The organism is Streptomyces sp. CMB-StM0423 (assembly GCF_002847285.1).
Lineage (GTDB): Bacteria > Actinomycetota > Actinomycetes > Streptomycetales > Streptomycetaceae > Streptomyces.
In genome coordinates, this window is record NZ_CP025407.1 from 974,927 (window position 1) to 1,001,448 (window position 26,522).

Genomic DNA, 26,522 nt, shown 5'->3' on the forward strand with positions numbered 1-26,522 from the left:
GTCGCACTCAGTTCGCGTCGATGTGCAGGGGCGCGGGCTCGATCGCCCAGTCGAGCGCGAAGTCGGCGACCTCTTCCCAGCCGTCCTCACCGCAGGTGTAGTGGCTGCGGCCGGGGAACATCCGGTACGCCACGATGGCCCCGCCGTGCTTCTCGTTCTTCCGGTAGTTCGCGTGCTGCACGGCCGGCGGCAGGATGCGGTCGTTGCCGCCGGCGATGAACAGCAGGGGCGCCCGGTCGCGGTCGGCGAAGTCGTAGGCCGTCGCGGCGTGCGGCGTGACGTTGGCGAAGCCGCCCTGGAAGAGGATCCGGCCGGAGACGGGGACCGCGTAGCGGTCGTAGACGGCCTTCGACTCCTCCTCGCTCAGGTTGTTCGTGAACGCGTGGTGGAACTGCTTCTCGGTGATCGGCACCGCACGGTTCTTGTTGGCCGGGTTGTGCAGGACCGGGAAGGTGGCCCTGATCTCGCTGACCGGCAGGGCCCTGATCCCCTTGACGGGCGCACCGTCGATGGACACGCCGACCGCGCCGTACCCGGCGCCGAGGAGAAGCTGCACGAAGGTGCCGCCGAACGAGTGGCCGATCAGGGCCGGCTTCGTGTCCAGTGCCGCCACGACCCCGGCCAGGTGGTCGAAGACCTCGCGCACGCCGAGCCCCGCCAGCGGCGAGGGGTCACGGCGCAGCGCCTCGACGCCGGCCTCGCCCTGCTCGATCCCCGGGTAGCCGGGCGTGATCACCTTCATGCCGCGCTGCTCGTAGCGGGTGACCCAGTGCTCCCACGACAGGGGCGTCATCCAGAGGCCGTGGATGAGTACGACCGTGTCCGGTGGTGATGCGGTCTGGTCCATCGTCCCGTCCGATCTCTCCGGCGGCGCCGTGCGCGCAGGCTCTCGCGCAGGAGACTTCAGACTATTCGGACATCACGGGAAGCGGAGTCAGCGATGCGCCGCGACCCGCCGGCCCTCGCTCCGGCCGCGGTCACTTCCGGGGCAGGAGCGCGCCGGTCAGGTGGTCGTAGGCCACGTGGCAGTGCAGACGCACCCCGGACAGCAGGGCGTCGTCGTCGACGTAGAACCGCGGGTTGTGGTTGGAGACCAGCCCCCGCCCGCCCGGTACGGGCTCCAGCCCGCCGTCGTCGGCCAGCCGGCCGTCCTGCGCGCCGAGCATCAGGTACACGCCCCCGAATCTGTTGACGAACTCGGAGACGTCGTCGTACCCGAGGGTCGGCGGGGTCTCGAAGACCGCATCCTCGCCGACCACACGCGCGACGGTCGGCAGGACCGCGTCGATCCACTCCCCGCGGTTGTGCACGGCCGGCACGTCCTGCAGATACTCCACGGAGGCCGTGCAGCCGTACGCGGCCGCCGTCTGTTCCGCGAGCGTGGTGAGCCGCCTCCGGACATCACCCATGCCGGCCCCGGCCACGCATCTGATCGTCCCCCACAGCGTGATCTCGCCGGGCACGATGTTGAACCTGCCGACGTCCTCGATGTGCCCGATGGTGACCGTGATCGGGTCGAAGGCCGAGACCTGCCGGTACATCTGGCCGATGCCCACCTGGACGGCGCCGGCCGCGGGCACCGGGTCGACGCCCTCCCACGGGGTGGAACCGTGCACCTGCCGCCCGGTGAGCACGATCCTGACCATGCAGGAGGCGGCGAACTGGTTGCCGACCCGGTAGCCGACGTGCTTGTCGGGCAGCGGGCCCAGGTGCATGCCGAAGGCCATCGTCGGCACCGGGTCGTCGCACGCACCCTGGGCGAGCATCTCCTTCGCGCCGGACTTCTCGCCCGCCGGCGCGCCCTCCTCGGCCGGCTGGAAGACGAAGAGCACGGTGCCGGGCAGCCGGTCGCGCAGCCCGGCCAGGACGGTGGCGGCGCCGAGGAGCATCGCGGTGTGCCCGTCGTGGCCGCAGGCGTGCGCGACGGGGAACGGCCCGCCGGGGTAGTCCTCGTCCACGACGGTGGCGGCGAAGCTCTCGCCGCTCTCCTCCCGTACGGGCAGCGCGTCGATGTCGGCGCGCAGCGCGACCACCCGGCCGTCACCGGGCGCGCCGCCCCTCAGGACGCCGACGACGCCATGTCCGGAGACACCGGTGCGGACCGCGTCGAGGTCCAGCGAGGCGAGGTGGTCCGCGATCAGTCCGGCGGTCCCGGCCTCGCGGTTGGGCAGCTCCGGGTTCCGGTGGAGGTGGTGCCGCCACCGGACGACCTGCGGTTCGATCGCGGCGCACCGCCGGTCGACCTCGGCGTGGATGGGATCGCTGCTCATGTCCCGGCTCCCTCGGCGGGCGGTCCTGCCCGCACCCCACGCTAGGGACGCGGGCGCCGCACCACCGCCCCCGGAGGCGCGATCGGGTGACCGGCCGGGACGGGTCAGAGGTCGCCGGGGCGGGGCTCGGCGGGGGCGCCGGCGGAGTCCATCAGGATCGCGTGCGTGTTGTAGAGTCCCGGCGCCGCCTTCGCCGGGACCTGGCAGCAGACCTGGACGATGCCGCTCGGCAGCACCGTGAACGTCGGCGGCTCCGCGTTCTCCGGCAGGTCGCGTACGAACCGGTCGACGCGGATCCGCTGCCCCTCCGTCAGGTCCGACTGCTGCAGACTGCCGACCGCCCCCTGCACATGCCGGATCAGCAGGGCCGCGTCGTCGGGGTTCATCGCGGTCAGCCGGATCCAGGAGGAGTCGGCGAAGGTGAGGCGTACGTCGGACTCCAGTTCGCTGTACGGCATCCGCCGCAGCTCCGCGACGGCGTCGCGCGGCACCTCCCACAGGACGTCCGCGCGGCCGATCGAGCCCACGGTGGTGCCGAGGAACACCAGGCGCCGTTCGGTGAGCGCCACGTGCGTGCGGTACGTGTCCGGCCGGCGCGACGGGTCGAGCTGCCAGGGTGCGCCGCGCGCCAGGGTGCCCGGGTCGGCCCACAGGACGGGGAAGTCGTCGACCTCGTTCTCCGGCTCGTCCGGGCGGCCCCGCACGGACGGGCTGCCGAAGGGGGAGCCGCCGCCGCCGAGCGCGTTCGCGACGACGTTCAGGACGGCCGGGATTCCGACGCCCAGCACCCGGCCCGTACGCCGCGCCGCCCGCTCGGCCGCCGGGCGTACGGTGAACTCCGGACCCTCCGGCCAGCCCGCCTGCTCCTGCAGCTCGCGCTGGATGTCGCGGCGCCCGGTGTCCCGGAACCAGCGTGCGCGCGCGACACGCGGCGCCACGCCGGCGGCGAAGTGCACCCCCGTCCGGTACTGCAGGGTCTCGTCCCCGTCGGGATACCAGTCCATGCCGTCAGCCTCCCTCCGAAGGAAGGAGTCCCGGGCCTCCCGCAGCTTGGGCGTGACGTCGTCCGACACGTAGCCGGAGAAGGCGACGGCGGCCTTCCCCTTCCACGCACCGCACGATATTCGCTCCAGATCGGCAACGGTGTCGCGCAGTTCACCGGCGACGCCCCCGATCCGCTTGGCGAGACTCCTGGTGCGGTGCACGTCGCCGGGGGTCGGGTCGAAGCCGAGGGTGGGGAAGCTGCGCGCGGGGTCGGGTGGTGCCACGGTCAGCCGGCCTTCGCTTCGGTCAGGGTCTCCATGAGGTCCTTGTCGAGCTCGTCGAACTTCGTGGCGATCTCGTCGATCATGTCCACGGTGGCGGCGGTGGTCTCACCGATCTGCGTGATGCCGTACTTCCACTCGTCGGCGAAGTCGTGCACCTCGTCGACCAGCTTCCCGTCCCCCACGGCGTCCCCATCGGCGCCGCCGATCACCTTCCGGACGTTCTCCATGCGGCGGGTGATCGTGCTGAATGTCTTTCTGAGGTCCTCCATGACGGTGCCCCGGATAACCAAATCGCCCAACGCGAACGCCCCTCGCTCCCACAGGAGTTGATCGAAAAAGCTCAGCCTAGGACCCGACCCGGCCGTCGGCGGCCGAAGCCGCCATTCACAGGGAACTCTCAGAAACCCGGTACGCCTGCGCGGCGGCGGCGCCCGCCTTGATCATGCGCGCGAGCTCGGCCCGCCCCTGATCGACCACATCCAGCGCAGCGGCGGTGTCCGTATCCGAAGGCAGCGGTGTGTCGCTGAGAAGGCCGGTGAAGTCGAACGGTTCGAGCAGCCGGCGCTGGAGGGGGCGCAGGTCTTCCGTCCGGGAGGAGGAGACGCCGTCCGCCCACGGACACCACTGGTAACGGGTACGGTCCGGCAGACCGCTCGGCCCGGAGGAATTCCGCCGCCACGCCGGCGAAGAACACCCGGTAGAGATCGCACAAGACGTCCCAGGCGCAGCCGCCCCCCGCGGGATCCCCGTGCACGGCCGCGCCCGTGTCGGGCCGCGCCAGCACGCCCAGCGCGGCCGCGGCCGACATGTGGCGTCGTGCAGACCGAAGGCCGACTTGTCGGCCCGCATGGTCCGGTGGAGCGCATGCAGGTGGTCTCGGGCGATCTCCTCAAGCCGCCCGTCCGCGCCCTGCTGACAGGGCCGCCATCGGCGCAATCGACTCGCCGCGGCCGTCCACCGCTGACCGTACGGACCTTCCCACCGCGTCGATGTACCCACCGGGCCCCCTCGATCCGGTACGCCGTCCTCCCCGCCACTTCCGCCATGGCAGCAGAACGTGAGACGCGCGGGTAGGGCACGACCCGGACACCGCAGCAGGAGAGAGCCGCGGGCTTGCCCCGGGCTCCTGTCACCGGCCGTGATGGATGTGGTCATCAGCATGATCAGACGTGCCCCGGGACGACACGGGTCGCGCGCACATCACCGCACCGCGGCTTGCCGGTTGGCAAGAATGGCCGCATCGGAGGCGCCGGACGGCGGTGCCCACCGGCCGGCGGGGGGTCAGCCGGTTACGGCGCGGACGTTGGGGACGGCTCGGGCCAGGACGAGGACGCCGGCGAGGACGATGGCGACGCCGATGCAGGCGGGGAGCAGCCACCAGCCCAGGCGGATGCTCTCGCCGAAGAGGAAGATGCCGAGGGCGAGGCTCACCGTGGCGTCGCCGATGGTGAGGGCCGGCTGGGAGGCGGCGAGGGAGCCGGCTTGGAGGGCGTTCTCCAGGAGGAGCACGGCGCCGATGCCGCACACGACGAAGCCGTAGGTCTGCCAGGTCGTCAGGAAGGCGAGCAGGCCGTCGTGGATCAGGGTGAAGGTGGCGGTCTTGAGCAGGGCGGCGGTCAGGGCGTTGCCCACGGCGGCCGCGGCGCCGAGGACGACGGCGCGCAGCAGGCCGGAGGGGCTGCGGACGCTGACGGCCGCCGCGGCGGCCATCGCGCCCAGGCAGGCGATCAGCGCCGGGATCCAGCGGGTCATCGGTGCCAGGTCGCGGGCCCCGGTCGGGGCGGCGGCGCCGAGCGCCAGCGCGAGTCCCGCGACCACGGCGGCCACGGCCCACCAGCCTTTCTCCGGCAGCCGGCGGTGCAGCAGGAAGGTACCGAACAGCAGGGCGAAGGGCAGCTCCAGGATGAAGACCGGCTGCACCAGGGACAGCGGCCCGTTGGCCAGGGCCACCGCCTGGCTGACGGCCGCCACGGTGACCCCGGCGATGCCGATGAGCCATGCCGGCTTGCGCGCGAGTGCGAGGAGCAGCCGCAGACCGCCGCCCTGGGGCACGGCGGCGGCGGCTTTGCGCTGGAACGCGGTGCCGGCGGCGTTGCTGGCGGCACCGAGGACCGCGAAGGCTACGGCGAGAACGAGCATGTCGGGTTATCCGCGCGGTAGGTGCCGGCTACCCTGCCGATCAGGGAGCATCTGCGTCACTACGTCCGGACCGTACCCCCCGCCACCCCCCACGGCCCTCCGGCTCGCCCTGGCTCGCCCATCGGTACACCGCTTCACTTCCCGTGCGGAGCGCCAGGTGTATTGATCACGAGCGTTGTTGACGGTCGCGATCAATACGCCTGGGGGGCCGGTCAGGCGGCAGCCGGCACAGAGACCGCTTCCGCAAAGGGCGGCATCAAACGGAACCGGCCCGTGTCAAGGTCTCATGAGTCTCTCTCGCGACCCGCATCAGTTCGTGCCAGACCGGCAGATCCAGTAGCTCGCGGGTGGTCTCAGCCGGGGTGTCCAGAACGTCATCGAGAGCCTTCCCGAGCGAGCGGCAAAGGGAGACCTCGTCTTCGTTCCTGAGCATCCCACCGATCTTCTGCTCCGGAACGTCCAGAACGCCGGTATCGTCGAAGAAGTCGAGGAAATGATCAAAGTGGTAGCTGTGTGCTTCCGGTTCCGACGCTCGCTCGACCCACCATGAAAACTGCCAGGCAGCATCGCCCAGGTCCCGCAGGTACTCCAGGAAAATCGCCCGTAGCTCCGGGTATTCAAGCGGCGGGTTCTCCATGGTGCCCTTTTCTCCTCGGTGCGGGGCCTACGCCCACCACCTGGCGCCTCGTCGCCTCCTGTGGGAGCAGGTCCAGCATCGCGTGGGCCAGGTCGGCGCGGGGCAGGGCGCCCGTGGTGGGGACGTTGGTGCCGATGCGGTGGTGGTAGTGGCCTGTGGCGGGGGTGTTGGTCAGGCGGCCCGGGCGCAGGGCCGTCCAGTCCAGGGGGCTGCGGGCCAACTCCTCCTCCATCGCCGCCGAGTCCGCGTACACGTCCCTGAACACGGCCCGTACCAGCGGGAAGACGATCCGCCTGCCCAGCACCCCGTCGTCCGGTGCCGGCGGGCCGACCGGGGCCGCGCTGACGACGACCGTACGGGTCAGGCCGACCGCCTCCGCCGCGCGGACCAGCGCGTGGGCGGCCGGGGCGAGGATGCGCGGGGCGCGGCGGGTGGTGGGGCCCAGGCAGGACAGCACCGCGTCGCGGTCCCGGCACACTTCGGCCAGGGGTTCCGGGTCGGTGACGTCCGCGACGGTGGCGACGTCCAGGTCTTCGCCGGTCACCGGCAGCCGCGCGGGGTCGCGGACCGCCGCGGTGACCCGGTGGCCGTCGGCCAGGGCGCGGCGCACCACCAGTTGCCCGGTGGCGCCCGTGGCCCCCAGGACCGTGAGCCTCATCCGTCCGCCTCGGCTTCCCCGCGGGTCGGCGGTACCGGCGCGGACGCGGCGGCGGCCGGGTCCTCGTACGGGCGGATCTCCAGCCGCTCGCGCGCCTCCGCCGTCGCCGTCCCCGGCAGCAGGTACCGCCACAGCGCCGCCACCCGCTCCGGCAGATCCGCGCGGCCCGTCGTCGCCTGCGACAGCACCTGGATGCCGAAGTACGCGCCCATCAGCATGTGGGCGCACTCCGCCTCGTCGACCTCCGGCAGCAGTTCGGACGCCGCGCGGGCGGCGGCCATCTGGCTGCGGAGGTGGTCGGTCCAGAGGTGGTGGAGGGTCGCTCCGTCCCTCTCCAGGCCGCTGCGCTCGAACGTCAGCCGCAGGCCGGCGCTGAGCACGACGTTGGTGCGGAGTTCGTGGGCGAGGCGCATGGTGACGTCGATGAGCTGCTGCAGCCCGTTTGCTCCGGGCGGGAGCAGCCACTGCTCCGGGCCCTGCTCCGCGAGTACCGCCTTCGCCAGCGCCTGCTTGGACTCGAAGTGGAAGTAGAGACCGCCCATGGTGGTGCCGGCACGCTGCACGATCCGGCTGAGGCTGGCGCTGTCGTAGCCGTATTCGTCGAAGACCTCGGCGGCCACCGTGATGATCGCCTGGCGGGTCCGCATCGCCCGCGCCTGCCGCACTCCCGCCATGGACCTCTCCGACTCGAACAGGTGCTCTCGGAAGCCGCCCATGCTAGTAGCCAGGGGGCGGGGGTGTCCGTCACCGGCCGGTCGGCCGGTGACGGACGCCGGCGGTGGTCAGCGGGTGATCTTGAGTACCTCGCCGCTGGTCCCGACCGAGTTGTTGGTCACGTAGATCTCGTCGTCCGGGCCGACGGCGACCCCCGAGGACATCGTCAGCCGGTCGCCGGTCCCGACCGGGGTCACGTCGCCGGTGTCGGTGTCGACCACGTTGATCGCGCCCGGCTTGGGGCCTTCGGCCGCGTAGCCGCCGGTGATCGTGAGCGCGACGAGGTCGCCGGACTTGTCCAGGGCGAGGTCGCTGACGGCCGTCAGGCCCTCGGCGAAGACCACCGGGCGGTGGCCGGGTGCGATCTTCCAGATCCGGGCCGCGCCGGGCTTGAGGGCGCCCATGTCGGAGACGTAGACGGTGCCGTCGCGGGTCTCGACGACACCGCCGGGTACGGCCTCGGAGAGCTGGCCGTTGACGGTGTTGCCGGGGAAGACGGCCTCGGCGCGGATCGAGCCGAACGCGGAGATGCCCAGCAGGTCGTTGCCCGCCGCGTCGGTCGCCAGGTAGCCGCCCTTGCCGGTCTTGGCCAGCCGCCAGGCGTTGCTCTGCACCGACGAGGGCTCGTTCGGCGTGGGCGGCTCGCCGAGCACCCAGTCGGGGTCCATCCGCGTCTCGTAGTCGACCAGGTCGGCCACGGTGTGGCCGGCGGAGTGCCGCAGGGTGCCGAGGTGCTCGGCCCCGGCGCCGAGGCCCGCGCGGAACTCGTTGGTGTTGCCACCGCCGTTGAGGACGACGTAACCGAAGGCGCTGGGCTCCACGTCGACGGGCCCGGTGGCCGAGATGGGCTGCTGCGGGTTGGCCACGCCGGCGGCGAGGGACGGCAGGCCGTTGACGACGCGGCCCTGCTTCCGGCCGTCGATGCGGTAGACGGAACCGGTGGCGCCGACGCACGCCTTGCCGGCCTCGCAGCCCGCCTTGCCCTTGCCGGACTCGGCGACGAGTATCCGCCCGTGGCGGTCCACGTGCAGCCCGCGCGGGTTGTTCAGCTCACCGGCCACGACCTCGATCGCCGGCTCGGTCTCGTCGGCGACCGCGGGCGCCGGCAGCGTCACCGCGGTGACACCGCCCAGCACGCCGGCGGACAGGACAGCCCTCTTCCACTTCCTGTTCTTGCTCGACATCTCACTCCTTCTTGCCGCCGCACGGAGCGGGCTTGATATGGGCAATCCGCGACACCATAAACACTGCCGCGGTATTACGTCGTGCGCTGTTCGACTGCGCAGCGGGCGCAGTTGGACAACCCCCTCGTATTCAAGTGGTATTCGAGTCGGACTCCGTTTTCGCGCCGGAATTGGACACGTGGAAGTCCGCGGTGCGCTGGCCTACCGTCGGCGAATCCGGGAAAAACGGAACTCGCCTTACGGAGGAATCCGATGCCACCGCTGCCCCCCGCTCGTCTCGTCCGCGTCGTCGAAGGGATTCGCTCCGCACTGCAGTCACTGACCCGCAAGATGGCGCCGCCGCCGTTCGCGCTGCTGGAGCTGGCGCAGGGCGCCATGGTCTCCCAGGCGATCTACGCGGCCGCAGAACTGCGGGTCGCGGAGGCGCTGGCGGACGGGCCGCTGCCGGTGGCGCGGCTCGCCGAGAAGACGGAGACCGACGCCGAGTCGCTGCGCCGGCTACTGCGCCTCCTCGCGACGTACGGGATCTTCACCGAGCGGAAGGACGGCCGGTTCGCGCTCACCCCGATGGCCCGGGCGCTGCTGCCGGACGCGCCGATGTCGATGAACGGCATCGCCCTGCTGATGGGACATCCCACGCACTGGGAGGACTGGGCGCACTTCGCCGAGGCGGTGCGCACCGGAGAGCCGAGCCTGCCGAAGCTCCGCGGCATGGGCGCGTTCGAGTACCTGGAGGAGAACCCCGAGTACGGGGGCGTGTTCATCCGCGGCATGGGCTCGATGTCGGCGACGGAGACGGATCCGCTGCTCTCCGCGTACGACTTCTCCCGCTTCCGCACCGTCGTCGACTTCTGCGGCGGCCGCGGCGACTTCCTCGCCGGAGTGCTGCGCAAGTCGCCGAAGGCCCGCGGGGTGCTGTCCGACCCCCGGGTCGGGGAGAACGGCGCGGCGGCCTTCCTGGAGAAGGAGGGCGTCGCCGACCGGTGCACGATCGCGGACGGCGGGCTCTTCGACCCGGTGCCGGAGGGCGGGGACGCGTACGTCCTGAAGCACATCGTGCACGACTGGCCGGAGCCGCAGGCCGTGGAGATCCTCACCAACGTGCGCAAGGCGATGAACCCCGGCGGCCGGGTCCTCATCATGGAGATGGTGCTGCCGGACAAGCGCAACGCGCCGCACTCGGGCAAGCTCGTCGACCTGTGGCTGATGCTGCTCGTCGGCGGCCGGGAGCGGACCGAGGCGCTGTACGGGGAGCTGCTGGCGCAGGCGGGGCTGAAAGTGGAGCGGGTGGTGCAGACGCCCGCGGCCATCTCCGTCGTGGAGGCGAGCCGGATCTGAGCCCGCCCGGTGCGCCGGCGGGGTGCCGGTGCTCATCCCGGCGGCTGCCCGGCCGGCCGCCGGGTGGTGGCGACGACCCGGTGCCACAGGTTGCAGAAGCCCGAGGCCAGGACGAGGGTGGCGAGCTGGCTCTCGTCGAAGTGGCGGGCGGCCTCGTGCCAGACGGCGTCGGGGACGGCGTCCGGCCGGTCGCCGAGCCGGGCGGCGCTCTCCGCCAGGAGCAGCGCCGCCCGTTCGGCGTCGCTGTAGTACGGGGCGTCGCGCCAGGCGGCGACGGCGGCGATCCGCTCGGGCGGCTCCCCCGCGGCGCGCATCTCGGCGGCGTGCCGGTCGACGTTCCAGCTCGCCCCGTTGATCTGGCTGGTGCGCAGATAGACGAGGAGCAGGGTGCTCTCGGGGACCCCGGACCGCTTCAGTGCCTCGCCCAGCGCCCGCAGCGCCGGTACGGCACCGGGTACCGCGGCCGTGGGACTGGCTATTCGCGCCTGCATCTCACTCCTCGCTGTCGCACGTAAGGTCGGGACGGCCGGGGGCCGGGCGCGCCGCGGCGCTGTCACGTCGGCCGGGTGCCATCCGTCATCTCCATGACGCTCGGCAGCGGAAGAGTGTGACGGCGGACACCGCCCCTGACACCTTCACCCCCAGGACGGAGAGCAACGATGAGGTTCCGCACGATGATCGAACCCGCCGGCAACTCGACCGGGTTCGAGGTGCCCGGCGAGGTGGTCGACGGTTTCGGGGCGGGCCGGCGGCCGCCGGTGGTCGTCGAGATCAACGGCCACTCCTGGCGGACGCGGATCGCCCCGATGGGCGGCCGGTACGTCGTCGGGGTCAGCGCGGCCCACCGGAAGGCGAGCGGGGTGGTGCAGGGCGAGGAGGTCGAGGCGGAGGTGACGCTGGACACCGAGCCGCGGGAGATCGTGGAACCGCCCGAGCTGACCGCCGCGCTGGACGCCGACCCGGGGGCGAGGGCCGCGTACGACCGGCTGGCGCCGACCCACAAGCGCCGCCATGTCCGCGCGGTGGAGGGCGCGAAGACGGCGGCGACCCGGGAGCGGCGCGTGGCCAGGGTGCTGGCGGAACTGGGCGGCGAGAAGCCGGGGAGCTGACGGGGGCAGCGCGCCGGCCGTGCGGTACGGGCGACGCGCGCCGCGTTCCGCCCGGGCCCGGGCGGAACGCGGCGCCGTCATCCCTGCGGGCTCACCGGCCGGGCGCCGGCGCGTTTCGTCAGCCGAAGGAGATGGGCTGGGCGATGGGGCCTATCTCCTGCTCCCAGGCCACGATCTGGCACTGCTCCACGGCGCAGTCCACCGTGATGGTCTGGCCGGTGCTCCAGTCCGTGGCCTGGAACTGCTTGCGCGCCACGTACTGGGCCGAGAAGGTGCCGTCCGCGGCGGCGGTGGTGTGGACGGTGTCGTCCGCGCACACGGTGTCGCGGACGCACTCGCTGACGCCGATCGCGCTGCCGGCGACGTAGCCGGAGCCGCTCACGGACACCGTCTGGCCGTCGGCGAGCCCGGTGCTCGGCGTCACCGTGACGGCCGGGGCGGCGGCCGCGGCCGGGCTGGCCGCCAGGGCACCTAACGCGGCGGTGGCGCCGAGGACTCCGGCGGTGGCCAGACGGGTACGGCGTGCGGGCATGTGATCTCCCTGCCTCTCAGGTGTCGACTTCGCGGGGTGGTGCGATTGACGGCTCCAGCGTCGGCCGTGACGGAGGAGCCGCGGTTGATCGCGAGTGGAGGTCCGGTCCTGCCGGGGTGTCACAATCCGCGGCTCCCGTACGTATCGGCGGTCCCCCTTCACCTCTTCGGCCCGGCGCCGCCGAGGGGCACTTCGCGTACGCACAGCGCGGCGAGCAGCGTCAGCGCGGCCGCGACGACCGCCGCCCAGAAGGCCGGGCGCACGCCCTCCGCGGCCGCCGCGACGGCGGGCGTGCCGTGCTCGCCGAGGCCGCCGGAGAGCGCGCCCATGACGGCGACCCCGAGGGAACTGCCCAGCGTGCGGCAGAGGGTGACGGCCGACGAGGCGGCGCCCATCTCCCGTACCTGGACGCTGCTCTGCGCGACGGTGACGACGATCTGGGTCAGGAAGCCCATGCCGATGCCGAGCACCGCCATGAACACGCCCGTGGTCAGCCGGGAGGTGCCGGTGCCGAGCCGGGTGAGCAGGAGGGTGCCGGCCAGCATGAAGGCGCCGCCCGCCACCTGCGCGGACCGATAGCCCCCGGTGCGCGCCGTGTACCTGCCGGAGAGCTGGGAGACGAGCAGCAGCGTGGCGAGCATCGGCAGCAGCAGGAGCCCTGACCCGGTGGCGGACAGGCCCTGCGCCGCCTGCTGGTAGAGCGGCAGGTAGAGCACGGCGCCGAACATCACGAATCCGGTGAGGAAGGCGAGCACCGACATCAGCGCGAAGTTGCGGATACGGAACAGGCGCAGCGGCAGCACCGGTTCCGCGGCCCGGCGCTCGGCGGCGAGGAAGCCCGCGAGCGCGACGACCGCGCCCCCGGCGAGGCCGAGGATCACCGGGGAGCCCCAGGCGTACTCGCCGCCGCCCCAGGTGGTGGCCAGCACGAGGGCGGTGACCCCGGCGGCCAGCAGGGCGGCCCCGGCGTAGTCGGCGCGTAAGGGCGCGCCGGCCCGCGGCGGCCGCGCCGGAACCCGTATCAGCAGGACGGCGAGGCCCATGGCCAGGGCCGCCAGCGGCAGGTTGAGCAGGAACACCCAGCGCCAGCCGAGGTGGTCGGTGACGAGGCCGCCGGCGGGCGGGCCGCCGATCATCGACACCGCCAGCACGCCGGTGATCATGCCCGCGTAGCGGGCGCGTTCGCGCGGGGGCACCAGCTCGCCGAGCACGGACATGGCGCCCACCGCGATGCCGCCCGCCCCCAGGCCCTGGAACGCCCGGAACGCGATGAGCTGGGGCATGTCCTGGGCGGCCGCGCAGAGCGCGGAGCCGGCGGCGAACACGCCCAGCGCGGCCAGCAGCACCCCGCGGTGGCCGTGCAGGTCGCCCAGCTTGCCCCACACGGCGGTCGTCGCGGCGGCGGCGAGCGTGTACGCGGTGACCGTCCACGCCAACTGCCCGGCGCCGCCCAGGTCCCCGACGATCGTCGGCATGGCCGTGCCGATCACCATGGTGTCCAGGGACGACAGCAGCAGCGCGAGCAACAGCGGCAGCAGCGTGACGCGGATGCCGGCCCGGAGGCGGGCCCGCGGTTCGGGCGCGGCGCGGTCCGTCGTGGCGGCCACGGCCTAGCCGATCCTCATCGTCGCCATCATGCCCATGGCGGAGTGGTCGAGCATGTGGCAGTGGTACGGGAAGTCGCCGCGGTAGGTGTCGAAGGACGCCTGGAGCCTGACCGTCTCGCCGGGGGCGAGGAACACGGTGTCCTTGAGCCCCGACTCGGCCGGCGACGGCGGCCGCCCGCCGCGCTCCAGCACCCGGAACTGCACCAGGTGCAGGTGGAAGTTGTGCGCGGCGACGCGGTTGGAGTTGGTGACGGTCCACACCTCGTGGGCGCCGTAGGTGACGGCGGCGTCCACCCGCCCCGGGTCGTAGACCTTCCCGTCGATGTACGCGGCGGGCGGGGTGCTGCCGTCCTCCGTCATGCTGAGGTCGACGGTGCGGCCGGCGGTCGGCTCGGGGCGGTCGGGCAGGGCGCGCAGCCGGGCGGGCACGGAGCTGGGGTCGGCGGCGGTGCGCACGATGTCGAAGCGCAGCACCTCGCCGGTCTCCTCAGGCGTGCCGGGGCCGACGGCGTTGCGCAGCACGACGCTGCTGCCGACGGGGTAGCGGGAGAAGTCCACGACGACGTCGGCGCGTTCGCCCGCGGAGAGGAAGACCCTGTCGGTGGGGTACGGCGCGGTGAGCAGCCCTCCGTCGGAGCCGATCTGCTGGAAGGTGCCGCCGTCGGCGAGCCGCAGGTCGAAGGAGCGCACGTTGGCGCTGTTGAGCAGCCGCAGCCGGTACTTGCGGGCGGCGACCGGGAAGTACGGGTACGGGACGCCGTTGGCCAGGAGGGTGTTGCGGGCGCGGTCGCCCATCGCGTAGACGAGCGCGCCGGTGTCGTCGAAGCGGGCGTCGCGCACGGCGATGACGACCTCGTACTGCCCGCCGGGCAGGGGCAGCGCGGACTCGGTGTCGTCGGTCAGCAGGTAGGAGCCGGAAAGACCGCGGTAGACGTGCTCCGCCTCCATGTGATGCGCGTGGTCGTGGTACCAGAGCGGGGCGTGCGGCTGCTGGTTGGGATAGAAGTACAGCCGCTCGGCGCCGGGGGCGATGGTGTCCATGGGGTGGCCGTCGTTGACCGGGTGCACGGCGGCGCCGTGCAGGTGGACGGCGGTCGGCATGCCGAGGGTGTTGCGCTGCCTGATGACGACGGGCCCGCCGCGGCGGGCCCGGATGGTCGGTCCGGGGAAGTGGCCGTTGTAGGTGAGGACGTCGGTGGGCAGGCCCGGCAGGATCTCCTTCCGCACCTTCTTCATCGTGACGTGGTACACGGACGCGCTGCCGACGGTGTACGTGGGCGCGAGGACGGGCGGGACCGGCATCGGGACGGCGAACTTCGCGACCGCGGCGCCCGCGGTCGCGGTGCCGCCGGGGGCGGTGTCCGGGGCGTCGGACGCGGCCCGGTGCGCCGCGTTCGCGAGCGGGATCAGCCCCGCGCCCGTGAGCGCGGTGCTCCCGGCGGCGACGCCGACGGCGAGGGCCCTGCGGCGGGTGACCATGGTCTCCTCCAGCTCTGGACGTGCGTTCCCCGGACCGGGAGCAGCCGCAGTCCAGCAGGGCCGACTCGCGTACGGGTCGCGCGGCGGCCGGTCCCCGGCAGGGCCCCGGCGCCGTGTCAGCGGCGTGTCAGCGGGCCGTCAGATCGCCCTGGGAGCCTTCGAGCCGGACAGCGGTCCCGGTGTCGTGCGCGGGCCGCGCCGCCGGACCCCGACTGCCACTGGAGGAGTCTGTGCTCATCAACCAGATCGTGCGCGCCGAGCGGGCGGGCGGCTCCGACACCCTGCTCGCGCTGCGCGAGGCGGTCCGCGACCTGCCCGTCGAGAAAGTGCCCGTCGCCAGTCTGGTGGTCACGTTCAGCCCCCGCGCCGCGGGCGTGGACGCCGGCTACGCGCTGGCGCTCTCCGAGGTGGAGGCGGAGCTGCCGCCGATCCTGGTGCACCGCGGGCGGATGGCCGTGATCGACGGCCGGCACCGGCTGCGGGCCGCCCGGCTCAACGGCGCCGCGTCCATCGGCGCGCGGTTCTTCGACGGCTCGGAGGGCGACGCGCGGCTGCTGGCCGTGGCGCTGAACGTGGCCCAGGGGCTGCCCCTGTCGCGGGACGACCGCATCGCCTCCGCGCTGCGCATCCTCACCGCCAGGCCGCAGTGGTCGGACCGCTCCGTGGCGGCCGTCGCCGGGCTGTCCGCGCGGACGGTCGCCGAGATCCGCGGGCGCGCCCGGGGGCAGGCGCACGACGCGCCGCGGATCGGGCTCGACGGCAGGCGCAGGCCGTTCCGTTCCGCGCAGGGCCGGGAGCTGGCGGCGAAGCTGCTGGGCGAGGAGCCGGGGGCGTCGCTGCGGTCGATCGCCCGGCGCGCCGGGATCTCGCCGGCCACCGTCGCCGACGTACGGGACCGGCTGCGCCGCGGCGACGACCCCGTACCGGTGGGGCAGCGGGAGGAGCCCGCGGCGGAGCGGCCGGCCCGCGAGCCGGCGCCGCCGCCCGTCCCCGCGCTGTCGCCCGGGGAGCTGTTCGTCATCTTCGACTCGCTCTGCCGCGACCCCTCGCTCCGGATGACGGAGACGGGCCGTACGGTCCTGCGCATGCTCGACGCCTGCCACCTCATCGCGCGGGACCGCGAGAAGATCACCGTGAACCTGCCGCCGCACTGCAAGGAGCAGTTGGCCGAGCTGCTGCGGGGTTATGCGGGGCTGTGGCGCGACCTGGCCGGCGAGCTGGGCGCGGGACGCTCACCGGGGGCGGTCGGCGCCGTACGCTGACCGCCCCCGGGGATACCGACGGCACGCGCCGCCCGGCGCGTGCCGTCACGCGTGGCCCAGCTTGAACCCCACCCCCCGGACGGTCACGACCCAGCCGCTGCCGCCGAGCTTGCCGCGCAGGCTGCTGACGTGCGTGTCGACGGTGCGCCGCGACCACGAGTCGCCCCAGACCCGCTGCAGGAGCTGCTTGCGCGGGATCACCGTGTCCGGGTGGGAGGCGAGCAGGCAGAGCAGGTCGAACTCCTTGCGGGTGAGCGCGACTTCCGTACCGCCGACGGTGACCCGGCGGGAGGCCACGTCGATGTGCAGCCGGCCGTGCCTGAGGTGCCGGCCCGCCGCGGGCTGCGGCGGCCGGGAGCGGCGCAGCACGGCTTCGATACGGGCCATCAGCTCGCGCATCCCGTACGGCTTGGTGACGTAGTCGTCCGCGCCGGCCTGGAGGCCGAGCACGCAGTCGAGTTCGGACTCCCGGCCGGTGACGATGATGATCGGCACATGGCTCACCGCGCGGATCCCCCGGCACACCTCCAGGCCGTCGAGGTCGGGGAGTTCGAGGTCGAGGAGCACCATCTCCGTGTCCTGGTGCGCCCGCAGCGCGGCGCCGCCCTGCTTCGCCCCGACCGGCTCGTGCCCGTAGCGGCGGAGCTGGGCCATCAGCGACTCGCCCGTGTCGGGGTCCCCGTCGACCACCAGGATGCGCCGGCCCGCGGGCCCCGCGGCCGGCGCGGCTCCCCCGGCGCCCGCCCCCGCGGCTGCCGTGACTGCGGTGGCTGCCGTGACCGGGGACCCGTCGTCCGCCGGGACCCCGGGCGCGGTGGTCCCGGTGACCGGCGGGCGTAGGCCGGGCAGCACCTGCGACGTCATCTGAGTCATGCCTCCCCCGTGTGGTGTGCTCGGCAGGTGGGCGGACGGGCCGCGGGCCGCGGCACCGCACGCGGTGGTTACGTGCTGCGCACCCATGCGGAGTCGTGCCGGGTGAAGCCGATGTGCGGGTAGTAGTCCCGGGCGGCGGGCGCGGACAGCAGGACGAGCTTGGCCGCCGGGGCCTCCGCCATGGTGGCGTCGATGAGCGCGCGGCCCACGCCCGCACGCTGGTGGGCGCGGACGACGGCGATGTCGGAGAGGTACGTGACGTAGGCGAAGTCCGAGACGCTGCGCGCGAGGCCGATGAGCGCGCCGCCCTCGTCGCGCGCGACGACCACGAGGTTGGCCTCGCGCACCATCGTGGCCATCCGCTCCCGGTCGTCGACCGGCCGCCGCTCGCCGAGCCCCGAGTCCCGGTAGACCGCCAGTACTTCGTCGAGGTCCAGCGAGGCGCCGGCGGCGCGTTCAGTCTTCCAGTGCACCGAGCTTCTCCAATCGGTCGCGGATCACGTCGTGACGGGTCAGGAAGCGCTCCGGGCGCAGCTCGCCGGCAGTGATGCCCTCGCCCGCGAGGGTGGCGCCGAAGTGCTCCCCGGTGGCCACCGTACGGTCGGCGGCCCGCTGCACGGCGCGGTACGCGCGCTCGCGCTCCGCGCCGTCGCCGGTCAGCAGCCCGGCGAGGACCGCGGAGCTGTGCACGAGGCCCGCGGTCTGGTCGATGTGGGCGCGCATCCGCTCGGGGTGGACCCGCAGCGAGGCGACGAGTTCGGCGGCCTTCGTCGCCTGGAAGTGCGCCACGGTCAGGCTGTCGGGGAGGATCACCCGCTCGACCGACTGGTGGGCGAGGTCCCGCTCGTGCCAGAGCGGGACGTTCTCCAGCGCAGCGGTGGCGTGGCCGCGCAGCAGCCGCGAGAGGCCGCACAGCCGCTCGCTGGTGGTCGGGTTGCGCTTGTGCGGCATGGCACTGGAGCCCTGGTACGCCGCGGACCTGCCCTCCTCCACCTCCGCGACCTCCGTGCGCTGGAGCAGCCGCAGCTCCAGGGCGAGTTGCTCCACGCACGCGCCGAGGGCGGCGACGGCCTGGAGCAACTGGGCGTGCCGGTCGCGGGCGACGACCTGGCTGGGGCAGTCCTCCACGCCGAGCCCGAGGGCCGCGCAGACGTGCGCCTCCACCGCCGGGTCGATGAGCGCGTACGTACCGACGGAGCCCGAGACCGTGCCGACCGCCACCGCGTCGCGCGCCGCCGCCAGCCGGCGCAGCGACCGGTCGACGCCGAACGCGAAGCCGGCCAGCTTGTGCCCGAAGGTGGTGGGCTCGGCGTGCACGCCGTGGGTGCGGCCGATCATCACCGTGTCCCAGTGCTCCAGCGCCCGGCCGACCAGCGTGCGCCGCAGCTCCCGGGCGGCCCCGCTGAGCAGGTCGCATGCGGTGGCCAGGGTGTGGCCGAGGGCGGTGTCCACCAGGTCGTAGCTGGTCATGCCGAGGTGCACCCAGCGAGCCGAGGCGTCGGGCAGGCCCTCGCAGTAGGCGGCGAGGAAGGAGAGCACCTCGTGGTCGCGCTCCTGCTCCAGCTCCGCGACCCGCGCGGCGGCGGGCACCGGCGCTCCGCGCATGTCGTCGACCACCCCGGCGGGGACGCGGCCGAGCCGCTCCTGCGCCTCGGAGGCGAGGATCTCGACCCGTACCCAGGTCTCGTACCGTGCCTGATCGGAGAAGAGCCGCCCCATGTCCGGCAGCGTGTAGCGGGGAATCATCTGTGCCACCCGTCCCGTCGTCGTTCGTCGTACGCCTCGGATTCGGTACGCCCGGATTCGGTACGCCCGGATTCAGTACGCCTCGAAGTACTCGCGCTGCTCCCAGTCGGTGACCTCGCCGGCCGGCGCGCCGGTCGCCGCGCACCAGGTCTCGAAGCGGTCGAGTTCGCTCTCCTTCAGCCGCGTCAGACAGGCCGTCAGCGGTGCGCCGAGCAACTGCTCGGCCCGGCCCGCGCGGAACGCCTCGAACGACTCGCGCAGCGACTGCGGCACGAGCCCGGCGCCGGGGTCCGCGGGCATGCCGCCGGTGCCGCCCTCCAGCCCGTCGAGTCCGGCGAAGAGCTGCGCCGCGATGTTCAGGTACGGGTTGGCGCACGGCTCGCCCATACGGTTCTCGATCCGGGCGTTGGCGCCGCCGCCCGCCACCCGCAGCATCGCGGTGCGGTCCTCCACGCTCAGCCCGATCCGGGTCGGGGCCAGGGTGTGGGCGGAGTGGAGGCGGCGGTAGCCGTTGACGGTGGGCACCGAGAGCAGGAGCAGCTCCCGCGCCCAGGACAGCAGCCCGTCGGTGTACGCCTTGCCCTCCGGGGACAGCCCGCCGGAGAGCCCCTCGGCGCCGAACAGATTGCGGCCGGTGGCCGACTCCCGTACGGACTGGTGCAGATGCCAGCCGCTGGGGTCGAAGGAGGGCAGCTTCGGCAGCGACATGAACGAGGCGTGGTAGCCGCGGCGGGCGGCGAGCCGCTTGGTGACCGTACGGAACAGCAGCATGGCGTCGGCGGTGTCGAGCGGCGACATCGGCGCGAAGGTCGTCTCGACCTGGCCGGGTCCCGACTCGTGCTCCATCGAGCGCAGCGGCAGGCCGAGCGCGGTGAGGCACTGCGCCAGCGGGTCGGCGACGGCGGCGACGGAGTCGTAGCGGAAGTCCAGGTTGAACTGGTAGCCGGCGTTGACGGCCGCGACCCGCGGCGCCCGGCCCTGGGTGCCGAACCCGTTGCCCTCGTTGCCGGGCTCGTCGTCGAGCCGCCGGGTGAGGTACCACTCCGCCTCCAGCCCGAGCAGCGGGTCGAGGCCGCGGGCCGCGTACCGCCTCTCGACGGCGCGCAGCACGGCGCGGGACGACAGCGGGTGCGGGGTGCCCTCGCGCAGGTACTCGTCGCCGATGACCCAGGCGGTGCGCGGTTCGGTGCCGGGCAGCACCTGGAACGTCAGCGGGTCGGGGACCAGGATGAAGTTCCCGGCGCCCGCGATCTCCTCGACGCCGATGCCGGGGTCGCCGAGGAAGTCGACGGCGACGGCGTGGCCGGTGTCGAAGAGGAAGGGGCCGGGGCTGAAGTTCATGCCGTGGCGGAGCACGGAGCGGAACGCCGGCACGGTCAGGGTCTTGGACCTGACGAGCCCGTGCGGGTCGCCGTAGACCAGGCGGACCAGTTCGAGCTGTCCCAGCTCGGCCTCGATCCGTTCGGCGACGGCGCGCTGGTCGTCGGTCCACAGGTCGTGGTCGGCGACGAACGACGGCCGCCCCACGCTCTCCTCGCCCGACGGCGAACGCCACTTTCTGGAGTACACGGCTCAGATCCTTTCGACGACGGGCAGGGCGGCGGGTGCGGGTGGCGGCTGCGCCGCCCACGGGGCCCGCAGTACGCCGAGGTCGGTCTCCAGCCGCGCGGCGGTGGCGAGCACCAGCGCGTCGGCGCCCACGGGCCCGACCACCTGTACCCCGGCGGGCAGTCCCGCGGGGGTCAGACCCGCCGGGACCGAGACGGCCGGCTGGCCGGTCATGTTGAACGGGTAGGTGGCCGGGGACCAGGCGAGCCACAGCAGGTCGCGCGGGTCGGCGGCCCACTCGGGCGCGATGGCCCCGGCGTCGAACGGCTCGACCGGCACGGTGGCCATCGCCAGGACGTCGTAGCGGTCCATCACCGAGCGCAGCTTCGTGCGCAGCGCGTGGCGCACCTCCTCGGCGCGGATCACCGCGGTGCCGCTGAGGGTGCGGCCGTGGCGGACCACCTCCAGGCGGCCCGGGTCGCACAGTTCCTCGTCCTCCGGCCCGGTGGAGGCCGCCTCGGCGGCGGCGAGGATGTCGACCAGCGCCGGGTACAGCCCGGCGCAGCGCACCTCGATCCGCTCCACCCGGTGCCCGCGGCCGGCGAACGCCGCCAGCGCCCGTTCGGTGACCGCGCGGACGCCGGCGCTTGTCCGCTCGTACTCCACCCACCCGACGCGCAGGCGCCGCGGGGAGCGCTCCGGGTCGAGGGAGCCGAGGGCCGAGTCCGGGTCGTACGGGTGCGGTCCTGCCGCGACGGCGGCCAGCGCGGCGGCGTCCTCGACGCGGCGGGCCAGCGTGCCCTGGTGGGACAGCCGCTCGATGCTGCCGGGGACGTAGGGGATGCGGCCGTACGAGGGCTTATAGCCGACGACGCCGCAGAACGCCGCGGGGATACGGACCGAGCCCGCGCCGTCCGTGCCGAGCCCCCCGTCGCACAGCCCCGTCGCCACCGCCACGGCGGCGCCGCCGCTGGAGCCGCCCGCGGTGCGCCGGGGGTCGTACGGATTGCGCACGGGCGGGCCGACGCGGCCGACGGTGCTCGCGCTCCAGCCGTACTCCGACGTGGCGGTCTTGCCGACGACGACCGCACCGGCCGCGCGCAGCCGCGCCACCGCGGGAGTGTCCTCCGGCGGGCGGGTGTTGGGGAGCAGCGAGCCGCGGCCGGTGGGCAGGTCGCCGGTCTGCAGCAGGTCCTTCACGGACACCGTCACCCCGAGCAGGGGCTGCTCCAGCCAGGCGGCGGCGCCCCGCTCGCGGATCAGCGCGTCCGCCTCCCGGGCCGCGCGCAGCGCGCCCTCGCCGGCGACGGCGACGTACGCGCCGGTGGTGTCGGCGCGGATGGCGTCCAGCACAGTCCGTACGTGCCGCTCCGCGGTGAGTTCGCCGGCGGCCAGCAGTTCCCTGAGCCGGGCGGGCCCCGGAGCGGGCCCCGCGCTCTGCCCCGCGGTCACGAGCGGCCGTTCGCTCTGCCGGCGGCTCCGGCGGCTCCGGCGGCCTGCGCCGCGGCCGGAGCCCCCGCGATGGTGGCCCGGTGCCAGCCCGCGTCGAACGCCGTGACCTCCACCGGTTCCCCGGCGGCGGCCAGTTCCGCGGCGAGCCCGGTCACCCGGCCGACGAGGCCGGACACCCGGTGCGCGGCGAGCAGGTCCTGCTCGTCGAAGGGCGTCCCGTCGCAGCGCAGCAGCCGCAGGTCCACGAACCCGTTGAACCGCCGCCCGGCGACCTCGACGGCCTGCGGCGAACGGATGGAGAAGCGGACCTTGTTGGTGACGTGGCCGTGGTGGTGCTGGTCGGAGAAGAAGGCGATGTCGGGGATGGTGGGCGGCACGAAGTGGTCGCGGGCCAGGACCTCCTCGGTACGGGGCAGGTTGCCGGCGATGAAGTGCCAGGAGTTGTACTGCATGCGCGACGACATCGCCCACGCCGCGTCCGCCATCGCGGTGGCGGAGTCGCCGAAGTGCCGGCGCGCCTCCGGCGCGGGCACCACGCAGCAGAAGTACCTGGTGATGTCCCAGCCGCAGATCTCCGCCCAGCTCTCCGCCCGCAGCCTCGCGACGAGCGTGGGCAGCGACCGCATCCCGCGGCTCATCGCGAAGTCCGTACGGAACACGTCCGCGCTGGCCGCGACGGTCTCGTACACCAGCGACTCAAGACCGCTGCCGAACGCGCCGTGCGGCCGGGCCAGCCACTGCGGCGCCTCGGCGGCGGCGTCCGCCAGCGCCTCGAACGTGCCGCCGGCGAGCGGCAGCCGCTCGCTGAGGCGGGCGCAGATGTCCTGCTCGTAGCGGTGCGCCCGGGCCGCCGGCGGGGCGGCGACGCGCTCGATCTTGTGCATGAGGGCGCCGTGGATCTCGCGGTAGAGCTGGACCCGGCCGGGGAACGCCTTGCGGACGGTGCCGAGCGTCGTGGCGAGCGTGTCGAGCGCGGCGACGTCCGGCGCCGCGGCGCGCGGGATGGCGGGGCCGCCGGGGGCGGCGGCGTAGCCGCGCCTGACCCGCTCCAGCATGGCGGCGACGTGGTCGAGGCCGAGCTGCGTGCCGTTGGCCTCCTCGACCCGGCCCGGGCCCGCCGAGCGGATGAGGAGGACGAGGCAGACCAGGAGCTGGACGTCGTGGTCGGACCAGAGGTCGAGCGGTAGGCCCCGGAGGCTGCTCAGCGCGCAGTCGGGGTGTCCGGGGAAGAGGGTCTTGCCGGTGATGTTGTTCTGGTCGCGGAAGTTCGTGTACTGCTTCTCCTCCTGGTACAGGACGAACGGCGCCGTGCGCAGGGCCGCTTCCGTGGCCAGGTCGAGCAGTTCGTCGCGGCCCGCGTCGCCCTGCTCCGCGAGCCAGTCACGGCAGTGCGCGACCTCGTCGGCGCGCCGGGCGTTGGCGGCGGCCAGCTCGCGCCGGTAGGTCCGCACGGCCCGGCCGGACCACGGCACCCGCAGGGAGCCGCCGACCAGGTCCCGCTGGCGGAGCGGGGGCTGCGAGGGGGCCCGTACGACCACCCGGCCGCTGCGGGCGAGCGCCAGCTCGCCGGTGAAGACGGGCTCGTCGTCCTCGTCTCCGTCCGCCGCGCCGTCGGCGGCCGCGTCCGCGGCGGGCTCGCCCGTACGCCAGGTGAGGCCCCACAGCGCCTTGAACGCGGCCTCTTCCACCGTGCCGAGCGCCCGCAACTGCACCTCGGCGGGCACGTGTCCGTCGAGGGTGAGCAGGACGCCGACCGCGGCGCGCGGTCCCCCGGCCTGCCGCGCCCGTGCCCAGGCGCGCTCCAGCAGCCCGGTGAAGCCGGCGCCCGGCTCCCGTTCGCGGTCGGGCTTGGGCGTGGCGCCGGCCTGGCTGCCGAGGCGGCTGGGCCGGCGGCTGATGCGCTTGCGGGCGTTGGCGGCCCGGCGCGTTTCGCGCGACTCGTCGCGGGGTGCGGGGGCGGTCACGGGGCGCTCACCGGGGTGACCTCGATGTGGCTCCACATGGATTCGTCCGTCGGGGCCCAGTCCTCGTCGACGTAGATGCAGTCGACCGGGCACTCCAGTACGCACACGGGGCAGCCGGAGCACAGCTCCGGGACGATCACGACGTCGAGACCGCGGTCGAAGATGGCGCCGAACTCCTCGGGGCAGCTCCGCAGGCAACTGTCGCAGGTGATGCACTCCGACGTCTCGATACGCCGCGGGGGCTTCTTCCAGTTGGCGGCGCGGGACCGCGTGGCGATCCGCTCGGTGCGCTCGGCGTTGGCTGCCGGTGCGTTGTCGTCGTTCACGGGTGGTCACCCTTCGAGTCAGCGGGGTGCGACCGCGGCGGGAGGCTCCGCAGTCCGGATGTCGCCGGCGGCACTGCCGGCCCGGGGAATCTGAGAGGTGGTACGGGGCACGTGAGGTGCCGCGGTGCCGATGCTCGCCGGACGGTCTCGACCACTCGCTGAGCGCGGCTGGTGGTCTGCTGGACTCCGCGCCGGCGCCCCGGGCCCGGGGGGGTGACGTACGAGGCCCGGGGCGTACGTGCGCGCGGCCGTCCTCAGCCGTGCGCGCCCGCGCTGCCGGCCCGCGCCGGCTCCGTGGCGGAGGTGCCCGCGGCCCCGAACCAGCGCCGCAGCGACTCCGCGAGGTCGCCCCCCTCCGGCTCCGCCCACGCGACGTACCCGTCGGGCCGGACCAGGACGGAGCCGAGCTGCCGGCTCTCCGCCCAGGCGCCGGGCTGCCACGAGCCGCGGACGACGTCCACCCGGTCCCCCCACCCGGCGGCGACCGCGGCGTGCCGGCCCGACGGATCGGTGTCGACCAGTACGCCCCGGCCCGCGTGCAGGAGTTCCACGGCGGTGGTGCGGCTGCCGTCGGCCCGTTCCAGCTTCAGGTCGGGCCGCAGGCGGACGCCGAGCAGCGGGTGCCCGGTGGCGCCCACGTCGTAGTTCACCTCCAGGCCGCTGACCATGCCGGCGAGCGCGGTCGCCGCCGCGGGGAGGGCCGCCAGCTCCCGCATCACCTGCCGGATCGGCTCCATCTCGGGTCCGGTGAGGTAGAGCTGCGACTGCGCGAGGGTGCTGCGCAGCAGCCGCTGCCCGACCGGGTGCCGCTCCGCGTGGTACGTGTCCAGCAGCCCTTCTGGCGCCCAGCCGAGGACCGAACCGGCCAGCTTCCAGCCCAGGTTGACGGCGTCCTGGACGCCGACGCTGAGCCCCTGCGCGCCCGCGGGGACGTGCACGTGGGTGGAGTCGCCGGAGAGCAGCACCCGGCCGCGCCGGTACTCGGCTGCCTGCCGGGTGGTGTTGGTGAACGCGCTCACCCAGCGGACGTCGCCGTGGTGGACGGACTGCCCGGTCAGCCGCTCCCAGGAGTCGGCGACCTCCTGGAACGTCGCCTCGCCCGTGCTGTGGTCGTGCGGCGGCTGGCCGTCGGGGTGGATGATGATGCGGTCCACGCCGTCCTCCAGGCTGATGGCCATCACCATGCCGCCCTCGACGCGCTCGCCGATGGGCCGCGGCCGGATGTCGCAGCCCGCGATGTCGGCCACGAACATCCCCCGGGTGGCCTCCAGTCCGGGGAAGTCGATGCCGGCGAGCTTGCGGACGACGCTGCGCCCGCCGTCGCAGCCGACCAGGTACTGCGCGTGGGTCTCCGTCGGCCCCCCGGGTCCCTCGGTCGCCACCGCGATGCCGTCCGCGGTCTCCCGGAAGCCGGTGACCTCGTAGCCGCGCTCGATCCGCCCGCCGAGGGAGCGCACCCAGGCGTCGAGCATGTCCTCGATGCGGTACTGCGGCACGCCGCGGGTGCCGAAGTGGACGTCGTCGAGCGCGTGGAAGTCGATCCGTACGCCGCCGAAGTGGCCCTGGGTGCCGATCTCCACCTCGCCCAGCCGCTCCATCAGCCCGCGCTGGTCGAAGGTCTCGGCCGCCCGGCGGGTGAAGCCCACCCCGCGGGACTCGCCGCTGGGCTCGCCCAGCCGCTCGTACACGACGACGTCCACGCCCCACAGCCGCAGTTCGCCCGCGAGCATGAGCCCGACCGGCCCCGCGCCCGCGATCACCACTTCTGTCATTACTGCCTCCAAGCCGAGATCCTGTGCAGGCCACTGCCTTTCACCGCCCAGAGCATGACTCCTGTACCGCTTTGTTCAAGTGGCGAATTGAGCAGTTGAACGCCCGCGGCGGCGGGTTAACGTGCGATCCCGGCAGGGGAACTCCCACGCGCGCCCGACAAGAACAGGAGCCGTCCATGGCCGCACACGCCCGGCAGAAGCTCACTACTTTTCTGGCTTTCAAAGAGGCCGCGGAAGAGGCGGTGGAACTCTATACGTCGCTGTTCGACGATTCCGAGGTGGTACGGGTCATACGCGCCGGCGCCGACGAAACCGGCTGGAAAGAGGGCACGCTCCAGCACGCCGTATTCACGCTCGCGGGCCAGGCGTTCATGTGCATCAACATGCCCAGGCCGCCGGCCCGCGGGCACGACCACGCGCCCTGGGACTCCTACGCGTTCACGCCCGCCACGGCCGTGTACGTCCAGTGCGACTCCGCCGCCGAGTTCGACCGGGTCTTCACGGCGCTCGCCGAGGGCGGCGAGGTGATCATGCCGATCGGGACGTACGGCTTCAGTGCCAAGTTCGCATGGGTGAACGACCGGTTCGGGGTGTCGTGGCGCATCAACCTGTCCGAGTCCGCCCCGAACGGCCGCGCGTAGGTG

Annotated in this window: 25 protein-coding genes; 4 read left to right on the forward strand and 21 right to left on the reverse strand. The window is 73.7% G+C overall.

Annotated elements, in window-relative coordinates; all coding sequences use genetic code 11:
• Window positions 1-7 precede the first annotated feature (7 nt).
• The 9 genes from CXR04_RS04075 to CXR04_RS04120 form a co-directional block, all read right to left on the reverse strand.
• Window positions 8-847, reverse strand: a complete 840-nt coding sequence (locus tag CXR04_RS04075; RefSeq protein WP_101420530.1) for an alpha/beta hydrolase — start codon at window positions 845-847, stop codon at window positions 8-10.
• A 130-nt stretch (window positions 848-977) separates the two neighbouring features.
• A complete protein-coding gene (locus CXR04_RS04080; RefSeq protein WP_101420531.1) occupies window positions 978-2,270 on the reverse strand; it encodes a M20 metallopeptidase family protein in 1,293 nt (430 codons plus the stop codon).
• Between the two features lie 104 nt (window positions 2,271-2,374).
• Window positions 2,375-3,538 carry a hypothetical protein gene (locus CXR04_RS04085; protein WP_234380049.1) on the reverse strand — a complete coding sequence of 388 codons (1,164 nt, stop codon included), beginning with the start codon at window positions 3,536-3,538 and terminating at the stop codon, window positions 2,375-2,377.
• Window positions 3,539-3,540: 2 nt separating this feature from the next.
• Entirely contained in the window at window positions 3,541-3,807 is a 267-nt protein-coding gene (locus tag CXR04_RS04095; RefSeq protein ID WP_101420532.1) for a hypothetical protein, read from the reverse strand.
• A gap of 1,012 nt (window positions 3,808-4,819) precedes the next feature.
• Entirely contained in the window at window positions 4,820-5,677 is an 858-nt protein-coding gene (locus tag CXR04_RS04100; protein ID WP_101420533.1) for a DMT family transporter, read from the reverse strand.
• 256 nt (window positions 5,678-5,933) lie between these two features.
• Window positions 5,934-6,314: an SCO4402 family protein gene (locus tag CXR04_RS04105; protein ID WP_101420534.1), complete on the reverse strand. Its 381-nt coding sequence runs from the start codon at window positions 6,312-6,314 to the stop codon at window positions 5,934-5,936.
• Window positions 6,295-6,972, reverse strand: a complete 678-nt coding sequence (locus CXR04_RS04110) for an NAD(P)-dependent oxidoreductase (RefSeq protein WP_101420535.1) — start codon at window positions 6,970-6,972, stop codon at window positions 6,295-6,297. The genes CXR04_RS04105 and CXR04_RS04110 overlap by 20 nt, the downstream gene beginning before the upstream one ends.
• Window positions 6,969-7,688, reverse strand: a complete 720-nt coding sequence (locus CXR04_RS04115) for a ScbR family autoregulator-binding transcription factor (RefSeq protein WP_234380050.1) — start codon at window positions 7,686-7,688, stop codon at window positions 6,969-6,971. The genes CXR04_RS04110 and CXR04_RS04115 overlap by 4 nt, the downstream gene beginning before the upstream one ends.
• A 66-nt stretch (window positions 7,689-7,754) precedes the next feature.
• Window positions 7,755-8,870 (reverse strand): ScyD/ScyE family protein, encoded by a 1,116-nt coding sequence (locus CXR04_RS04120; RefSeq protein WP_101420536.1) that lies wholly within the window; start codon window positions 8,868-8,870, stop codon window positions 7,755-7,757.
• A 252-nt stretch (window positions 8,871-9,122) separates the two neighbouring features.
• Here CXR04_RS04120 and CXR04_RS04125 point away from each other — a divergent pair, with 252 nt between their 5' ends.
• Window positions 9,123-10,208 (forward strand): methyltransferase, encoded by a 1,086-nt coding sequence (locus CXR04_RS04125; protein WP_101420537.1) that lies wholly within the window; start codon window positions 9,123-9,125, stop codon window positions 10,206-10,208.
• 32 nt (window positions 10,209-10,240) lie between these two features.
• Here the strand turns inward: CXR04_RS04125 and CXR04_RS04130 are convergent, their stop codons facing one another.
• Window positions 10,241-10,699, reverse strand: coding sequence for a carboxymuconolactone decarboxylase family protein (locus CXR04_RS04130; RefSeq protein ID WP_101420538.1), 459 nt, complete (start codon window positions 10,697-10,699; stop codon window positions 10,241-10,243).
• A 168-nt stretch (window positions 10,700-10,867) separates the two neighbouring features.
• Between CXR04_RS04130 and CXR04_RS04135 the strand changes: the two genes are divergently transcribed.
• The gene (locus CXR04_RS04135) at window positions 10,868-11,317 is read left to right on the forward strand and encodes a YdeI/OmpD-associated family protein (RefSeq protein WP_101420539.1); all 450 of its coding nucleotides are present in this window, start codon (window positions 10,868-10,870) and stop codon (window positions 11,315-11,317) included.
• Between the two features lie 118 nt (window positions 11,318-11,435).
• On the opposite strand, the gene CXR04_RS04140 is transcribed toward CXR04_RS04135, so the two are convergent.
• The 3 genes from CXR04_RS04140 to CXR04_RS04150 form a co-directional block, all read right to left on the reverse strand.
• Complete coding sequence (locus CXR04_RS04140) at window positions 11,436-11,849, reverse strand: enediyne antibiotic chromoprotein (protein WP_101420540.1); 414 nt, start codon at window positions 11,847-11,849, stop codon at window positions 11,436-11,438.
• A 158-nt stretch (window positions 11,850-12,007) separates the two neighbouring features.
• On the reverse strand, window positions 12,008-13,456 hold the full coding sequence (locus CXR04_RS04145; protein WP_234380051.1) for an MFS transporter: 1,449 nt from the start codon (window positions 13,454-13,456) through the stop codon (window positions 12,008-12,010).
• A 3-nt stretch (window positions 13,457-13,459) separates the two neighbouring features.
• Window positions 13,460-14,935: a multicopper oxidase family protein gene (locus tag CXR04_RS04150; protein ID WP_101420541.1), complete on the reverse strand. Its 1,476-nt coding sequence runs from the start codon at window positions 14,933-14,935 to the stop codon at window positions 13,460-13,462.
• 230 nt (window positions 14,936-15,165) lie between these two features.
• Here CXR04_RS04150 and CXR04_RS04155 point away from each other — a divergent pair, with 230 nt between their 5' ends.
• On the forward strand, window positions 15,166-16,197 hold the full coding sequence (locus CXR04_RS04155) for a ParB/RepB/Spo0J family partition protein (protein WP_101420542.1): 1,032 nt from the start codon (window positions 15,166-15,168) through the stop codon (window positions 16,195-16,197).
• 45 nt (window positions 16,198-16,242) lie between these two features.
• Here CXR04_RS04155 and CXR04_RS04160 read toward each other — a convergent pair whose 3' ends face one another.
• From CXR04_RS04160 to CXR04_RS04195, 8 genes are all read right to left on the reverse strand, one after another.
• The gene (locus tag CXR04_RS04160; RefSeq protein ID WP_234380052.1) at window positions 16,243-17,070 is read right to left on the reverse strand and encodes a response regulator transcription factor; all 828 of its coding nucleotides are present in this window, start codon (window positions 17,068-17,070) and stop codon (window positions 16,243-16,245) included.
• 68 nt (window positions 17,071-17,138) lie between these two features.
• On the reverse strand, window positions 17,139-17,543 hold the full coding sequence (locus CXR04_RS04165) for a GNAT family N-acetyltransferase (protein ID WP_199850385.1): 405 nt from the start codon (window positions 17,541-17,543) through the stop codon (window positions 17,139-17,141).
• Complete coding sequence (gene purB / locus CXR04_RS04170) at window positions 17,527-18,816, reverse strand: adenylosuccinate lyase (RefSeq protein ID WP_101420544.1); 1,290 nt, start codon at window positions 18,814-18,816, stop codon at window positions 17,527-17,529. The genes CXR04_RS04165 and purB overlap by 17 nt, the downstream gene beginning before the upstream one ends.
• Window positions 18,817-18,888: 72 nt before the next feature.
• The gene (locus tag CXR04_RS04175; RefSeq protein WP_101420545.1) at window positions 18,889-20,385 is read right to left on the reverse strand and encodes a glutamine synthetase family protein; all 1,497 of its coding nucleotides are present in this window, start codon (window positions 20,383-20,385) and stop codon (window positions 18,889-18,891) included.
• A 3-nt stretch (window positions 20,386-20,388) separates the two neighbouring features.
• On the reverse strand, window positions 20,389-21,816 hold the full coding sequence (locus CXR04_RS04180) for an amidase (protein WP_101420546.1): 1,428 nt from the start codon (window positions 21,814-21,816) through the stop codon (window positions 20,389-20,391).
• Window positions 21,813-23,780, reverse strand: coding sequence for a hypothetical protein (locus tag CXR04_RS04185; protein ID WP_199850386.1), 1,968 nt, complete (start codon window positions 23,778-23,780; stop codon window positions 21,813-21,815). The genes CXR04_RS04180 and CXR04_RS04185 overlap by 4 nt, the downstream gene beginning before the upstream one ends.
• Entirely contained in the window at window positions 23,777-24,106 is a 330-nt protein-coding gene (locus CXR04_RS04190) for a 4Fe-4S dicluster-binding protein (protein ID WP_101420547.1), read from the reverse strand. The genes CXR04_RS04185 and CXR04_RS04190 overlap by 4 nt, the downstream gene beginning before the upstream one ends.
• Before the next feature lie 254 nt (window positions 24,107-24,360).
• Complete coding sequence (locus CXR04_RS04195; protein WP_101420548.1) at window positions 24,361-25,878, reverse strand: FAD-dependent monooxygenase; 1,518 nt, start codon at window positions 25,876-25,878, stop codon at window positions 24,361-24,363.
• 176 nt (window positions 25,879-26,054) lie between these two features.
• Here CXR04_RS04195 and CXR04_RS04200 point away from each other — a divergent pair, with 176 nt between their 5' ends.
• Entirely contained in the window at window positions 26,055-26,519 is a 465-nt protein-coding gene (locus CXR04_RS04200; RefSeq protein WP_101420549.1) for a VOC family protein, read from the forward strand.
• Window positions 26,520-26,522: the final 3 nt, after the last annotated feature.

What these genes read in the sequence shown, in the direction of transcription:
- CXR04_RS04075 (WP_101420530.1), bottom strand. Translation starts at nt 847, where the DNA reads ATGGACCAGACCGCATCACCACCGGACACGGTCGTACTCATCCACGGC.
- CXR04_RS04080 (WP_101420531.1), bottom strand. Translation starts at nt 2,270, where the DNA reads ATGAGCAGCGATCCCATCCACGCCGAGGTCGACCGGCGGTGCGCCGCG.
- CXR04_RS04095 (WP_101420532.1), bottom strand. Translation starts at nt 3,807, where the DNA reads ATGGAGGACCTCAGAAAGACATTCAGCACGATCACCCGCCGCATGGAG.
- CXR04_RS04100 (WP_101420533.1), bottom strand. Translation starts at nt 5,677, where the DNA reads ATGCTCGTTCTCGCCGTAGCCTTCGCGGTCCTCGGTGCCGCCAGCAAC.
- CXR04_RS04105 (WP_101420534.1), bottom strand. Translation starts at nt 6,314, where the DNA reads ATGGAGAACCCGCCGCTTGAATACCCGGAGCTACGGGCGATTTTCCTG.
- CXR04_RS04110 (WP_101420535.1), bottom strand. Translation starts at nt 6,972, where the DNA reads ATGAGGCTCACGGTCCTGGGGGCCACGGGCGCCACCGGGCAACTGGTG.
- CXR04_RS04115 (WP_234380050.1), bottom strand. Translation starts at nt 7,688, where the DNA reads ATGGGCGGCTTCCGAGAGCACCTGTTCGAGTCGGAGAGGTCCATGGCG.
- CXR04_RS04120 (WP_101420536.1), bottom strand. Translation starts at nt 8,870, where the DNA reads ATGTCGAGCAAGAACAGGAAGTGGAAGAGGGCTGTCCTGTCCGCCGGC.
- CXR04_RS04125 (WP_101420537.1), top strand. Translation starts at nt 9,123, where the DNA reads ATGCCACCGCTGCCCCCCGCTCGTCTCGTCCGCGTCGTCGAAGGGATT.
- CXR04_RS04130 (WP_101420538.1), bottom strand. Translation starts at nt 10,699, where the DNA reads ATGCAGGCGCGAATAGCCAGTCCCACGGCCGCGGTACCCGGTGCCGTA.
- CXR04_RS04135 (WP_101420539.1), top strand. Translation starts at nt 10,868, where the DNA reads ATGAGGTTCCGCACGATGATCGAACCCGCCGGCAACTCGACCGGGTTC.
- CXR04_RS04140 (WP_101420540.1), bottom strand. Translation starts at nt 11,849, where the DNA reads ATGCCCGCACGCCGTACCCGTCTGGCCACCGCCGGAGTCCTCGGCGCC.
- CXR04_RS04150 (WP_101420541.1), bottom strand. Translation starts at nt 14,935, where the DNA reads ATGGTCACCCGCCGCAGGGCCCTCGCCGTCGGCGTCGCCGCCGGGAGC.
- CXR04_RS04160 (WP_234380052.1), bottom strand. Translation starts at nt 17,070, where the DNA reads ATGACTCAGATGACGTCGCAGGTGCTGCCCGGCCTACGCCCGCCGGTC.
- purB (WP_101420544.1), bottom strand. Translation starts at nt 18,816, where the DNA reads ATGATTCCCCGCTACACGCTGCCGGACATGGGGCGGCTCTTCTCCGAT.
- CXR04_RS04195 (WP_101420548.1), bottom strand. Translation starts at nt 25,878, where the DNA reads ATGACAGAAGTGGTGATCGCGGGCGCGGGGCCGGTCGGGCTCATGCTC.
- CXR04_RS04200 (WP_101420549.1), top strand. Translation starts at nt 26,055, where the DNA reads ATGGCCGCACACGCCCGGCAGAAGCTCACTACTTTTCTGGCTTTCAAA.